Source organism: Prochlorococcus marinus subsp. marinus str. CCMP1375 (assembly GCF_000007925.1).
Taxonomy (GTDB): Bacteria; Cyanobacteriota; Cyanobacteriia; order PCC-6307; family Cyanobiaceae; genus Prochlorococcus_E; species Prochlorococcus_E marinus.
Genome location: NC_005042.1, coordinates 1,537,342 through 1,550,722, shown reverse-complemented (window position 1 = coordinate 1,550,722; position 13,381 = coordinate 1,537,342). Strand labels below are relative to the sequence as shown.

At 40.2% G+C, this 13,381-nt stretch carries 14 protein-coding genes and 1 tRNA gene; 8 read left to right on the top strand and 7 right to left on the bottom strand.

Going from position 1 to position 13,381, the window contains the following annotated elements; genetic code table 11:
• Positions 1 to 85 precede the first annotated feature (85 nt).
• From rplM to prfA, 4 genes are read left to right on the top strand one after another with little or no spacing between them, the layout of a single operon-like run.
• Positions 86 to 538 (top strand): 50S ribosomal protein L13, encoded by a 453-nt coding sequence (rplM, locus tag PRO_RS08265; RefSeq protein ID WP_011125835.1) that lies wholly within the window; start codon positions 86 to 88, stop codon positions 536 to 538.
• On the top strand, positions 535 to 945 hold the full coding sequence (gene rpsI / locus PRO_RS08260; RefSeq protein WP_011125834.1) for a 30S ribosomal protein S9: 411 nt from the start codon (positions 535 to 537) through the stop codon (positions 943 to 945). The genes rplM and rpsI overlap by 4 nt, the downstream gene beginning before the upstream one ends.
• A gap of 43 nt (positions 946 to 988) precedes the next feature.
• Positions 989 to 1,273, top strand: a complete 285-nt coding sequence (gene rpmE / locus PRO_RS08255; protein ID WP_011125833.1) for a 50S ribosomal protein L31 — start codon at positions 989 to 991, stop codon at positions 1,271 to 1,273.
• Positions 1,274 to 1,308: 35 nt separating this feature from the next.
• Positions 1,309 to 2,406, top strand: a complete 1,098-nt coding sequence (prfA, locus tag PRO_RS08250; protein ID WP_011125832.1) for a peptide chain release factor 1 — start codon at positions 1,309 to 1,311, stop codon at positions 2,404 to 2,406.
• Between the two features lie 3 nt (positions 2,407 to 2,409).
• Here the strand turns inward: prfA and PRO_RS08245 are convergent, their stop codons facing one another.
• The gene (locus PRO_RS08245) at positions 2,410 to 2,922 is read right to left on the bottom strand and encodes an HNH endonuclease (protein ID WP_011125831.1); all 513 of its coding nucleotides are present in this window, start codon (positions 2,920 to 2,922) and stop codon (positions 2,410 to 2,412) included.
• Positions 2,923 to 2,981: 59 nt separating this feature from the next.
• Here PRO_RS08245 and alr point away from each other — a divergent pair, with 59 nt between their 5' ends.
• Together alr and PRO_RS08235 are read left to right on the top strand one after the other, a co-directional pair.
• Positions 2,982 to 4,142: an alanine racemase gene (alr, locus tag PRO_RS08240; RefSeq protein ID WP_011125830.1), complete on the top strand. Its 1,161-nt coding sequence runs from the start codon at positions 2,982 to 2,984 to the stop codon at positions 4,140 to 4,142.
• A gap of 68 nt (positions 4,143 to 4,210) precedes the next feature.
• Positions 4,211 to 4,299 (top strand) — tRNA-Ser (locus PRO_RS08235).
• A gap of 306 nt (positions 4,300 to 4,605) precedes the next feature.
• On the opposite strand, the gene PRO_RS08230 is transcribed toward PRO_RS08235, so the two are convergent.
• Together PRO_RS08230 and PRO_RS08225 are read right to left on the bottom strand one after the other, a co-directional pair.
• Complete coding sequence (locus PRO_RS08230) at positions 4,606 to 5,205, bottom strand: photosystem I reaction center protein subunit XI (RefSeq protein ID WP_011125828.1); 600 nt, start codon at positions 5,203 to 5,205, stop codon at positions 4,606 to 4,608.
• A gap of 45 nt (positions 5,206 to 5,250) precedes the next feature.
• Complete coding sequence (locus tag PRO_RS08225; protein WP_011125827.1) at positions 5,251 to 5,367, bottom strand: photosystem I reaction center subunit VIII; 117 nt, start codon at positions 5,365 to 5,367, stop codon at positions 5,251 to 5,253.
• A gap of 126 nt (positions 5,368 to 5,493) precedes the next feature.
• Between PRO_RS08225 and PRO_RS08220 the strand changes: the two genes are divergently transcribed.
• Complete coding sequence (locus tag PRO_RS08220) at positions 5,494 to 5,961, top strand: hypothetical protein (protein WP_011125826.1); 468 nt, start codon at positions 5,494 to 5,496, stop codon at positions 5,959 to 5,961.
• Here PRO_RS08220 and PRO_RS08215 read toward each other — a convergent pair.
• Complete coding sequence (locus PRO_RS08215) at positions 5,931 to 6,881, bottom strand: glycosyltransferase (RefSeq protein WP_011125825.1); 951 nt, start codon at positions 6,879 to 6,881, stop codon at positions 5,931 to 5,933. The two genes, PRO_RS08220 and PRO_RS08215, sit on opposite strands and share 31 nt — an antisense overlap.
• A gap of 29 nt (positions 6,882 to 6,910) precedes the next feature.
• Complete coding sequence (locus tag PRO_RS08210) at positions 6,911 to 7,663, bottom strand: C40 family peptidase (protein ID WP_011125824.1); 753 nt, start codon at positions 7,661 to 7,663, stop codon at positions 6,911 to 6,913.
• An 18-nt stretch (positions 7,664 to 7,681) separates the two neighbouring features.
• Between PRO_RS08210 and PRO_RS08205 the strand changes: the two genes are divergently transcribed.
• Complete coding sequence (locus tag PRO_RS08205) at positions 7,682 to 8,596, top strand: serine hydrolase (RefSeq protein WP_011125823.1); 915 nt, start codon at positions 7,682 to 7,684, stop codon at positions 8,594 to 8,596.
• A gap of 45 nt (positions 8,597 to 8,641) precedes the next feature.
• Here the strand turns inward: PRO_RS08205 and psaB are convergent, their stop codons facing one another.
• Together psaB and psaA are read right to left on the bottom strand one after the other, a co-directional pair.
• A complete protein-coding gene (gene psaB, locus PRO_RS08200; protein ID WP_011125822.1) occupies positions 8,642 to 10,885 on the bottom strand; it encodes a photosystem I core protein PsaB in 2,244 nt (747 codons plus the stop codon).
• 22 nt (positions 10,886 to 10,907) lie between these two features.
• Positions 10,908 to 13,229, bottom strand: a complete 2,322-nt coding sequence (gene psaA, locus PRO_RS08195) for a photosystem I core protein PsaA (protein ID WP_011125821.1) — start codon at positions 13,227 to 13,229, stop codon at positions 10,908 to 10,910.
• Between the last annotated feature and the right edge of the window lie 152 nt (positions 13,230 to 13,381).

The window sequence follows — 13,381 nt, the reverse complement described above, 5'->3', positions numbered from 1 at the left end:
GCTATAGATCATTGGTTTGGTCTTACTCTCATAGACCAGGCCCTGTTCAAAACAGTGGCATAATTAAACCCGGCATGCCGGAGAGATGAACAAGACTATTACTCCCTCCATCGACTCAATCAATCGTCAGTGGTATCTCGTAGATGCCGAAAATCAGACGCTTGGAAGACTGGCTACTGAGGTGGCTTCTGTTCTTCGAGGAAAGAACAAACCTAGCTTTACTCCTCATTTAGATACAGGGGATTTTGTCATCATTGTCAATGCTGAAAAAATTAAGGTTACTGGTAAAAAGGGAATGCAAAAGCTTTATCGCCGGCATTCAGGACGTCCTGGAGGAATGAAAGTAGAAACTTTTAATTCACTTCAAGAAAGAATTCCTGAAAGAATTGTTGAAAAAGCTATTAAAGGAATGCTTCCACACAATGCTCTTGGCAGACAACTTTTTAGAAAGTTGAAGGTTTATAAGGGCTCTGAGCATCCTCATTCGGCTCAAAACCCTCAGGTTCTTAGTATTACTACCAACGAATTAGTTAAATGAATAGTTCTTCCAAGAATGCTGTTGTCTATTGGGGCACTGGCCGACGAAAAACTTCTGTAGCTCGAGTCAGATTAATTCCAGGCACTGGAAAAATCACAATTAACGGACGACCAGGAGATCATTATTTGAATTTTAATCCTGCATATCTTTCTGCTGTAAAAGCCCCATTGCATACACTTGGATTAGGAGAAGCATATGATGTTTTAGTCAACGTCTATGGTGGCGGTCTTACTGGGCAGTCTGATGCAATTAAGCAAGGAGCTGCTAGGGCTTTATGTGAACTATCTGTAGATAATCGCAAACCTTTAAAAACAGAGGGTCATCTTAGTAGAGACCCTAGGGCTAAAGAAAGGCGTAAATATGGATTAAAGAAAGCGCGTAAAGCACCTCAGTTCTCTAAACGCTAAAAACTTCTTTTTCATCCCCTGTACTCTCACACTATTTTTAGTAATGCCCAAAAAAGATATACACCCTAATTGGTATCCAGATGCAAAGGTTATTTGCAATGGAGAGGTCGTTATGACTACTGGCTCGACTCAACCTGAGATTCATGTTGATGTTTGGAGTGGAAATCATCCATTCTTTACCGGCACTCAAAAAATTCTTGATACTGAAGGTAGGGTGGATCGCTTTATGCGTAAATATGGCATGGCTAATCCCGATGAAGATAGCACTAAGAATACAAAGTCATCTAAAAAAGAAACTTCTGAGGATTCATCATCAAAGGGGTCCTAATTAATTTATTTACAAACATTTTGAGTTGATGTGGTATGGACACTTCAACCTTGAAAGCAAGATTAGAGACAGCAAGTGCAACTTTTAACAACTTGGAATTGCAATTAGCCGATCCTGATGTTGCATCAGACCCAAAAAAACTAGAAACAATTGCCAGAGAGAGAGCAAGATTAGAGCCTTTGGTTTTAGATTATAAAGAACTTCAAGCGATAGATTTGGAGTACAAAGAAGCAAAAGAGTTACTTCGTCAAAGTAAATCAGATAAAGAGATGGAGGCATTAGCCCAAGAAGAGTTAATCAGATTGGAAGAGCTTGAGAAAGATTTAGTTAATCGATTGACTTTAGCCCTTTTGCCTAAAGACCCAAGAGATGAAAGAAGTGTAATGCTTGAGATTAGAGCTGGTGCTGGAGGGGATGAAGCCTGTATTTGGGCAGGTGATTTGGCAAGAATGTATGAGAGATATGGTCTCAAAGTAGGTTGGGTCGTAAAGGCTATGAGTGCAACTGAGGCTGACTTGGGTGGGTTTCGTGAATTGATTATCTCTGTCAAAGGGAAAGCAGTCTTTAGCCAACTTAAATTCGAAGCTGGTGTGCATAGGGTGCAGAGAGTTCCTGCTACAGAATCACAAGGGAGAGTTCATACTTCTACTGCAACAGTGGCAGTAATGCCCGAGGCAGATCCAGTAGAAGTTAAATTAGAACCAACTGATTTAGAAATAAGTACTGCTAGATCTGGAGGAGCTGGTGGACAGAACGTAAATAAAGTAGAGACAGCTGTTGATTTACTGCATAAGCCAACAGGGATAAGAGTTTTCTGTACACAGGAACGTTCTCAATTGCAAAATAGAGAAAGAGCCTTGGAGATACTTAGAGCTAAATTATTAGAGAGGGAAATTGAAGAGGCTAATGCTAAAGAGCGTTCTGCAAGATTAGCCCAAGTCGGAACTGGTGATAGGAGTGAAAAAATTCGTACATACAATTACAAGGACAATCGTACTACTGATCATCGCTTAGGTGTAAATTTTCCATTAGAGACAGTGCTAGAAGGGGAATTGGATGATTTGATAGGTGCTTGTATTGCCGAAGAACAAAGATTGAAAATGGAAAAGTTGGGCAATCAATCAGAAGAGTAATTTTTACGTTGTATTCCTCCATCCTATTACGTATTTACTCCACTCTTTATACAGTCCCGAGTCGATTTGTTTAGTTGCTTCAAATGATAGTGTCCCAAATGGCTTATGAGGCTGTCTTTTTAATGGCATGTTTGCCTCTTTAGGCGTTTGATCACCTTTTTTTATGTTGCATGACAGGCATGCTGTAGTAACGTTTTCCCATGAATCTTTGCCTCCTCTGCTTCTAGGAAGAACATGGTCAATTGATAATTTTTCTCCAGCATATCCACAATATTGGCAGCAATAATTGTCTCTTTGAATGAGATTCTTCCTATTAAGCGCAACTTCTCTATATGGAATTTTAATGAAATATCGCAGTCTTATAACAGTTGGCAGATTTATATTATTTCTAATGGGATGGTTTGAATCTTCTTCTAAACTTTCAGCCTTCCCTTTCATCATCAGCACTGTAGCCCTCCGCCAAGTGGTGATGTTCAGAGGCTCATAAGATGCATTTAATACTAGAACCTGGCTCATTCTGCCAGCTGGTTAATTTTGAATCATCATACTTGTATTGAAGGAAAGTTGCTTTTATCTTGGCTACCACTTCTATGCCTTTAAATAAAATTGATCCACGCCAGAGAGCTTGGGTAGAGGTGTCCCCAGATGCAATAAAGGCAAATACTCTTGCCATTAGAAGTTTATTAGATGAACAGTGCTTGTTGATGGCAGTTGTTAAAGCAGATGGTTATGGGCATGGTTCTGAAACTGTTGCCGAAGCTGCTTTGGCTGGTGGTGCTACTAATTTAGGAGTGGCAACATTGCAGGAAGCATTGGAGCTAAGAAAGGCAGGGATTGTTTGTCCGATACTTGTTCTTGGCAATTTAATTAATCCCGAAGATTTAGATGCTTGCATTCATTGGGATTTAATGCCCACATTAAGCAGTGCTAGAGAGGCCTTATTGTGCAATCAAATTGCTGAATCTCACGACAAAGAGTTTTGTGTCCATATAAAAGTTGATACAGGCATGACAAGGCTGGGATGCGATTTAAGGCTTGCCTCAGAGCTGATTCAACTTGTTGACAACCTTAAAAATCTTTCTCTTCGAGGAATTTATAGTCATCTTGCTTTGGCTGATGTAGAAGCAAATGGTCAAGCAAATTCATTTACTAGCAAACAGAAAGAAAAATTTGAAACACTTTTGTCAAGCGTGATGCCAAGAGGAAAGCCTCTTTACAGGCATCTAGCTAATTCAGCAGGAACTCTTAGAGACAAAGGACTACATTTTGATATGGTTCGAGTTGGCTTGGCTTTGTATGGTTATAGCCCTTTAAAAGATTTAAGGAATAATTTCTCTTTGCAGCCTGCTTTGGCTGTTAGAGCAAAAGTTACTCTTTTGAGAGATGTTCCTTCTGACACAGGAGTTAGTTATGGCCATACTTTTATAACGCAGCGCCCTAGTAGACTTGCAGTTGTGGGAATTGGATATGCTGATGGTATAAGTCGTGCGTTATCTGGGAAAATGTCTGTATTAATTGATGGAAAGTTTTATCCACAAGTGGGTTCAATAACGATGGATCAACTTGTTATAGATATCACTGAAAGTCCTCAAATACAAATAGGATCAGTTGTTACTCTACTTGGGGTTGATGGAGATTCAGCGATAACACCATATGATTGGAGCGAAATAAGTGGATCTATTCCTTGGGAGATTTTGTGTAGTTTTAAATACCGGCTGCCCAGAGTGGTAATTTGATATTTCTGAAGGAATCAGCATGATTTCTTTATTTATGAATCTTGGCTTGATAAGGTATTGATATTGCTGGAGAGGTGGCTGAGTGGTTGAAAGCGGCTCCCTGCTAAGGAGTTACAGGAGGCAACTCCTGTCGAGGGTTCGAATCCCTCCCTCTCCGCTCTATGTCAACTCAACAAATATTCGTTGAGTTGATCTAATAAATTGATAGAAAGATCATGTTCTTGAACTAATTTATTAGCAATTTTTGAATAATTAGAGTAACTATTACTCCTTTAAAAAAAACTAGCCATAGCAAACCGTAATCACTTAGGCCAAGCTTTTTTTGATACCAAGAAATGAATTGTTTATGCTTTTCAATTAAAATCATTTAAAGGATATTCAAAGTTGTAGCTGATCGAAAAAAATTGCCCGAGAAAGTGTTTAAACCTTCTCGGGCAATTTTTTCGATCAACAATTAATGATACTAACCAGCTGCCCAAACTCCTCTAACGATAGGCATTATTGTATCTAGATGAAGCGTGCCACACAGTAACCAGGCAAATACTGCTCCACCGCAACCACCTAGCCAGAATCCACTGGTAAAATCTGCCCAGCCAGATCTCGTAAATAAATCTGCTGGTGGATTGTTAATAGTGCAGTCCGAGGGTTGGATATTAGGTGCCTTGCCTGGGGCATTATATAAAACCAATAAAGCTGTAAGTATGTGAACTGCTCCAATGGTTCCTAATAATCCAGCGGTAAGAGCATAATCTGTATTTCTTAACGGCCCAGTCATTGCATAAGGACCGTAAAGTAAATATCCAAAAGCCGCGCCTACTTCTAGGCCACGAAAATTTGGAGAAAGTCCACCCCTATAAAAGGGAAGATTATTTAGGAATGCTTTTGTAAAATATCCACTGTTAACAGGTGTCGACAAATTACCAACGCATGGATCAGAGACTGGTGTTACAGCCCACTGATCGACAATTCCTATGTCTCCAGGGCGAACTGAGCTGTCAACGTATTTTTCGTTGAATTTGACAGGTTCAGATGACTTTAAAAAAGGGTCTTGGAATTCAGTCATGGGCGTATAAAGAACTTTGTTGACTTAAGGGAAACAAAATGTGTTTCAGTCGGTTGCTGTGATGTACCGACCAATGAGCACAATAAAGACTGCTGGTGTCACAAGCCCTATAAGAGGGACGAAGACAGCAGGAAGCCAGGTCGCGGCAAACTCGCTAGACATTGGAAATACCAAAAGTTCCACCATTACTGTATAGAGTTAACGTGTAATAGAAACGTAAAGACCCCATTGGTGACATAAAAGTTCAATCCAATACGAATCAATGACACATCTATCACTTCTAAATCGATGAATCAATTTTTCGCTGCAGGTGCTGCCTTGCTGATTACTATAACGCTTTTGGGATTTGGCCGAAAGCCAAAAAGACTTCTTGCGACTAAGTTCTCGGGGTATCGTTATGTAAACCATATGTCTTTGGTTTACCGCTCAGAGCCAGCTCATATAGAAAAAATTAAGATGCATTCGGATTTCTTTGATTTTCAGCCTCCAAAAACTGCAAAAGAAAAATCCAACCTTAGAAAATATATGAAAGGATTGATTTGCTCTGGGTCAGAAGAAAGATTGCTGGCTATGGAAATAGCTGATAAATGGCGAGATTTGTCAGTTCTTCCGATATTAAAATTAGGTTTGAGAGATGTTGATAGTCGTGTAGTGGCAAAAGCAGCAAGTGCAATTGCTAGATTTAAAGGTCATAGTCAGAACACTAAAAATATAAAGTTAGTTCGTCATCCTCTTAATGTTTCTCGAATGCGATAAATAGGGCGACCTTGGCTTTCATGGTATGTACGTATTTGCAATTCACCTAGAAGCCCAAAACAAAAAAGTTGTACACCAGCGACACCAAGAATTAATGAAAATGTTAAAAGGGGACGATTGCCAATATCTTCTCCTAATATTTTCATTATTAACAAGTAAAAGCTTGTTAGTAAGCTACTTAATATTGCAATTATCCCTCCAAAACCAAAAATATACATTGGTCTAGTTAGAAATCTGTTTAAGAACCAAATAGTCAATAAATCCATCATGACTCTAAAAGTCCTATCAATTCCATATTTACTTTTGCCAAATCTGCGTGCTCTGTGATTAACTTTTATCTCAGTTATTCTTCCACCTTCAATATTGGCAAGTACAGGTAAAAAACGATGAAGCTCTCCATATAATTTCATATCAGAAAGCACTTCACGTCGATAGGCTTTTAAAGAACAACCGTAATCATTAAGAATAACACCTGTTACTTTCCCGATAAGTTTATTTGCAATTTTAGAAGGAAATTTTCTAGTAATTATTGAATCTTTCCTATCGTACCTCCATCCACTAACCAAATCAAAACCATCTCTTAATTTATCTATAAGTAATGGTATGTCTGCAGGATCATTTTGAAGATCACCATCAAGGCTAACTATTATTTCTCCATTGGATATGTCGAAACCTGCTGCCATTGCAGCAGTTTGACCATAATTCTTCCTAAGTAAGATGCATATTAACTCTGGGATCTCTTTACTTAGCTTTGATAAGACTTCAGCACTTTTATCAGAAGAACCATCGTTAACTAAAATCAGTTCAAATTTCTCTTGAGTTGGTCTCATTGAATTTAATACTTCTTGCACAAGTTGAGGAAGACTTTCTTCCTCATTGAAGATAGGAATAACAATAGATATATCTATTTGATTGATCATTAAAGAATAATTTTGGATGTTTTGATTGATTAGGCTATTGAAGACCCATCATGACAAGATTCAACTCTCCCTGCTCCTCTTAAGATTGAGGAATAATAAGAGGAAATAGAATTTTTATGTATGGGGTTCAAGGTATCTATGCCTATACCATTCCTACCATTTTTTGTGCCTGAGCTATGCCAATAATTACCTTTGCCTTTGTATATGGCAACATGCGTGCATTTTTTGCTATCTCCAAAAAATAATAAGTCACCTGGAATAATTTCTTTTAAAGTATTTTTATTAAAATCTACTGGCTTACAAAATTTCTCTTGTTGATAAGCATCACGAGGTAACCAAATATCTTCTGAGGAAAATGCAGTTTGTACTAAGCCAGAACAATCAAAGTTTGGCCCTGCAGTTCCACCCCACAAATATTGATTAGGAGATTTAGATGTTTTTTCTATCCAAATTAAGATTTTAGGTAATCTATTAGCGATTTCATGTTTCTCAAGCAATATTGGCTCCCAGGGCGCAGTAGTTTCAATTTGATCAAAAATATCTCTTATTTCAAGCCAACAAATGTAACCATCCTCCAATAGCCGAACTTTGACTCTTTCTTTTTCAGAGGGAGGTGATGTTGATTGGGTGTCATATATTATTTCGAATTTCCTTCCAGCAATTACCTCTGTTGCAAGTTCATTGCTTGCAATATTTTTGTAGCCATTAATATTATTATTTAGTAACCAGAGGCTCCCAGGGATAAGAGTCTCTTTTTGACAAGCTATTTTTAGTACAGCCATTGATTACATACACATGCGATGAGCTTTTACATTCATAATCCTGAGATGGGGATTTTGTTGCGTGAATTAATCGAGAGATTTGAGAAAGAATCCAGACCAGATCTTCATAAGAAAGTTTCTATCACGTGGGTTTGTTATAAAACTCAGAATCCAGAGCCATTTAGTGGAATAGGAGCTGGTTGGTTGGAAAACAAACTTATATACCCTGCCAGTGTAGTTAAGTTGTTCTATGCATGTGCTATTGAAACTTGGTTGCAAAAAGATTTGTTAGTTGACTCGACTGAAATGCGTAGAGCGATAGCTGACATGATTGTTAATTCCAGCAATGATGCAACAAGCTATATTGTGGATCTCTTAACAGCCACTACCAGTGGGCCTTCTTTAAAAGGGGAAGGATGGGAAATTTGGAAAAAACAGAGATATTTGATCAATGATTGGATTCGTAGTTTTAATTGGTCAGAATTTAAATCTATTAATTGTTGCCAAAAAACTTGGGGTGATGGACCTTTTGGACGTGATAGTGATTTCTATGGGCGAAATAATAACAATAGAAACGCATTAACCACCATTGGAACTGCAAGGTTGTTTGAAGCTTTGATGACGGGGATTTTGCTAACCCCAAAGGCAACCAATAATCTAAAACGACTGCTTTTTCGTTCTTTAGACCTTATGACAAGAAAGAGTAATCCTGATAATCAGATAGATGGCTTTCTTGGCGAAGGATTAATCAAAGGGACAAAATTATGGAGCAAAGCTGGTTTAATGAGTGAAGCAAGGCATGATGCGGCTTGGTTCATTACACCTCAAGGGATGACTATGTTATTGATAGTGTTTTCTGAAGGCAAAACTTTAGCTGAAGATAATTTTTTGTTACCTGCTTTCGCAAATGAATTGCGGAAATGGAATATTCAAGAAAAAACCCTGTCAACATAACTGCTGACAGGGTTTCCTTTCCTTTCTACTCTCAACTAGGCTTAGTTATCCGAATTTACCTGAAGTAGAGGCAATCACAAAAGCACCAAAGGTTACAAAGTTACCAACAGTGAAGTGTGTTAAACCAACTAAACGGGCCTGAACAATAGAAAGTGCTACCGGCTTATCTCTCCAACCAACAAGATTGGCAATTGGAGTACGTTGATGAGCCCACACAAGAGTCTCTATTAGTTCTTGCCAGTACCCTCTCCAGGAGATCAAGAACATAAAACCAGTAGCCCATATCAAGTGGCCAAATAGGAACATCCATGCCCAAGGAGACAAAGCATTTACCCCAAATGGATTATATCCATTGATTAACTGTGAACTATTTAGCCACAGATAATCTCTGAACCATCCCATTAGATAAGTTCCTGATTCATTGAATTGAGCAACATTGCCTTGCCAAATAGCCAAATGCTTCCAGTGCCAATAGAAGGTGATCCAAGCAATTGTATTAAGTGCCCAGAACATAGCGAGGTAAGTAGCATCCCAAGCTGAACTATCGCAGGTACCTCCTCTACCAGGACCGTCACAAGGGAAGGCATATCCAAAATCTTTCTTATCAGGAATGAGTTTGGATCCTCGTGCATCAAGAGCTCCTTTAATAAGGATCAATGCAGTTGTATGCAAACCAAGTGCAATCGCATGGTGAACTAAGAAATCAGCAGGTCCAATTGGAAGGAAATTAGTTAAGGCATCTTGCCTGTTAATCATGTCCATCCAATAGTGATTGCCAGGCATGCTGTTCGCTGCAAGGGTTGCTGAACTATTGGCATTTGCCAAGAGGGCGTTAATGCCATACATGACTTTTCCGCTAAATGCTTGGATGGCTTGAGCGAAAACTGGTTCAACAAGTATTTGCTTTTCTGGATTACCAAAAGCAACTACAACATCGTTGTGAACATATATGCCAAGGGTATGGAAACCTAACAGCATAGTCACCCAGCTTAGATGACTAATTAGGGCTTCTTTAGTTTCTAAAACTCTTGCAAGAACATTACCTTTATTTAGTTCTGGATCATAGTCCCGAACAAAGAATATTGCTCCATGAGAGAAAGCTCCAACCATCAAGAACATAGCTATGTATTGATGATGCGTATAAAGAGCAGACTGTGTTGTGTAGTCCCTAGCTATGAAAGCATAAGAGGGAAGAGCCCCCATATGTTGAGCAACCAAGCTACATGCAGCTCCTAGAGAAGCAAGAGCAAGTCCAAGTTGGAAATGGAGAGAGTTGTTAACTGTCTCAAAAATCCCATTGTGATTAACACCAAAATGACGCCCATCCTTGGCAGTGGTATGAGGATCATTTGGATTATCAGTGTTATGTGCTTCTGTTATTTCTTTTAAAGTGTGGCCTATCCCAAATGTATTTCTATACATATGACCAGCAATTATGAACATCACACCAATTGCTAGGTGGTGATGAGCAATATCAGTTAGCCATAGAGATTCACTTTGAGGATGAAGTCCTCCTAGGAATGTGAAAATAGCTGTTCCTGCTCCTTGAGAAGTGCCGAAAACAGCATCTAAGGAATCAGGATTCTGAGCATATGCACCCCAATTTAATGAGAAGAATGGAGCAAGACCTTGAGGGTGAGGTAGGACGCTTAGCCAGTTATCCCAGCCAACATGCTGACCTCTTGATTCAGGTATAGCTACATGAACAAGGTGGCCTGTCCAAGCAATGCTGCTAAAACCAAATAAAACAGCTAAATGATGATTTAATTGAGCTTCAGCATTCTTGAACCATGCTAGGGAAGGTCTGAATTTGGGTTGTAAATGCAACCAACCAGCAAACAATAACCAGCAAACAAGAATATTTAGAAAAATCGCACCCTGGAAAAGTTGTGCATTGGTCCTCATTCCAATGGTGTACCACCAATGGTAAAGACCTGAATAAGCAATGTTTACAGGAGAGGTTGCCCCAGCTTGGGTTAAGGCATCTGTAATGCCTTGGCCAAAGTGAGGGTCCCAAATTGCATGGGCAATTGGGCGAATATGTAGCGGGTCGGTAACCCACTGTTCGAAGTTGCCCTGCCAGGCGATATGGAACAGGTTCCCTGCAACCCATAAGCCAATTATGGCTAGATGACCAAAGTGAGTAGCAAATAGCTTTTGATAAAGCTGCTCTTCGGTCATTCCGTCATGACTTTCAAAGTCATGAGCTGTTGCGATGCCGTACCAAATACGACGGGTTGTAGGGTCCTGTGCCAGACCCTGGTTGAACGATGGAAATTTCGTTGCCATTGAGGGAGAGGTTCAGGAAAGGTTAGCCGAGCCCGATAAGGCGGGCGTGGAAAAAGGCCCAGGTGGTAGCGATTCCACCTAGAAGGAAGTGAGCAACACCTACTGCACGACCTTGGGTAATTGAAAGAGCACGTGGCTGAATAGTTGGAGCAACTTTCAATTTATTATGTGCCCAAATTATGGACTCAAAAAGTTCCTGCCAGTAGCCTCTGCCACTGAATAGGAACATAAGGCTGAATGCCCATACAAAATGAGCACCAAGGAACATTAGGCCATACATGCTAATAGGCTGGCCATAGCTTGTAAGCACCTGTGAAGACTGAGCCCAAAGGAAGTCACGAAGCCAACCGTTAATAGTGATAGAACTTTGTGCAAAATTCCCACCTGTTAGCCCCCAGACATCACTTTGCATCTTCCAAGAAAAATGGAAGATAACAACAGAAAGACTGTTGTACATCCAGAATAGACCTAGGAAGACGTGGTCCCAAGAAGAAACCTGACATGTTCCTCCTCTACCAGGACCATCACAAGGGAAACGGAATCCAAGCTGAGCTTTATCAGGAATAAGTCTTGAGCTTCTTGCGTATAAAACACCCTTGAGAAGTATTAGGAGAGTTACATGGATAGTAAAAGCGTGAACATGATGAATCATCAAGTCAGCAGTTCCTAAGGGAATCGGAGCAATAGCAACTTTGCCTCCTACCTCAACAACATTTCCATTGAAAACTTCACTTAGAACACTTCCAGGTAAATTACCAGCGCCTACTAAGTCTCCAGTTCCAACTGCACTCTGCTGAAGATTCTGTACCCATTGGGCCAAGAATGGCTGCAATTGAATACCTGTATCGCTAAACATATCCTTAGGTCTTCCAAGAGCCCTCATTACATCATTATGGATATAAAGGCCAAAACTATGGAAGCCAAGCCACATACAAACCCAATTTAAGTGACTAATAATGGCATCTCGTGCTTTAAGGATACGATCCAATACGTTATCTATATGAACTGCTGGGTCATAATCTCTGATCATGGCAATGCCAGCATGAGCCGCAGCACCGCATATAAACAAACCACCTATCCACATGTGATGAGTAAATAGGCCTAGAACCGTGGGATAGTCAATAGCTATGTAAGGGTATGGAGGCAATGCATACATATGGTGTGCAACCACAATGCTTGCGGATCCAACCATTGCAAGGTTGATACTTAATTGACCATGCCAACTATTGCTAAGGAACTCAAAGATTCCTTGATGACCTTTAGGTGCGGGGAAAAGAATTGGATCTCCTTTATGAACATCCATGATTTCTTTCATGCTGTGGCCAACACCATGAACGTTGTTTCTCCACATATGTCCGCCGAAAATGGCAAACACACCAAACGCAAGATGGTGGTGCGAGATATCTGTCATCCAAAGGCTTCCAGTTACTGGATTTAAGCCACCTTTGTTTGTAAGAATATCGGTAAATGCCCACCAATTGAGAGTGAAGAAGTTCTCTACAGTACGGCCTGCAAGGCTAGGGAAAATTTGACTTGCTACAGCTGGATCACAAAGCCTTGGTGCAAGGTTTGTAACGTCTGCTGCGCTAGCAATTGAAACCCCATCTACTACAAGAGGGTTCCCTGCATCTATTGCATCTAAGAGTGCTGCAACTGGCGCTCCTATATGAATCAAATGACCAGCCCAAGCAATTGAGCCCAAACCAATCAAAGCAATTTGATGATGTTGGAGCATTGGTTCAATCTTTCTGAACCATTCAAGTTTTGGAGCAGCTTTGTGGTAGTGATAAATACCACCATGAAGCATTAAGGCAGCCATGATTACACCACCGATAGCTAAGGCCATCAGTTGCACTTCACTGGTAATGCCCCATGCACGCCACATTTGGAAAATACCTGATGTGATTTGGAGGCCTTGATAGTTGCCTCCTAAATCAGCATTAAGAATTTCTTGTCCAACTACTGGCCATACAACCTGTGCTCCAGGCTTTACGTTTGTAGGATCGGCTAACCAGCCTGTGTAATTAGAGAAGCGCGCTCCATGGAAGAAAGCAGCACTCATCCAAATGAAGACGACTGCTAAGTGTCCAAAATGCGCAGAAAAGATCTTTCTACTGGTCTCTTCTAGGTCACCTAGATGAGTATCGAAGTCGTGAGCGTCAGCGTGGAGATTCCAAATCCAAGTTGTGGTTTTGGGACCTTTTGAAAGCTTTGAAGACCAGAACCCAGGTTTGTTGAGTTTTTCATAGTCGATAGGAGCATGATCTCTATCAACTGGCTGGTCGTAAGGGGTGGGTGCTGCCCCTTTTGCTTTCTCCCCACGTTCTGGTGGGCTAATGGTCATCGAGATTTTTCCTCGAGGAATGGGTTCTAGGTGGGTTTGTTTCCACCTGGTTTTCAATTAATGAAATAGAACCAAATCTATTTCTAAATTGAATGAAAGGATCCCTATTAAAGGATCTGATTTAGGAAGCATAGATCCGAGAGCCAGTTACT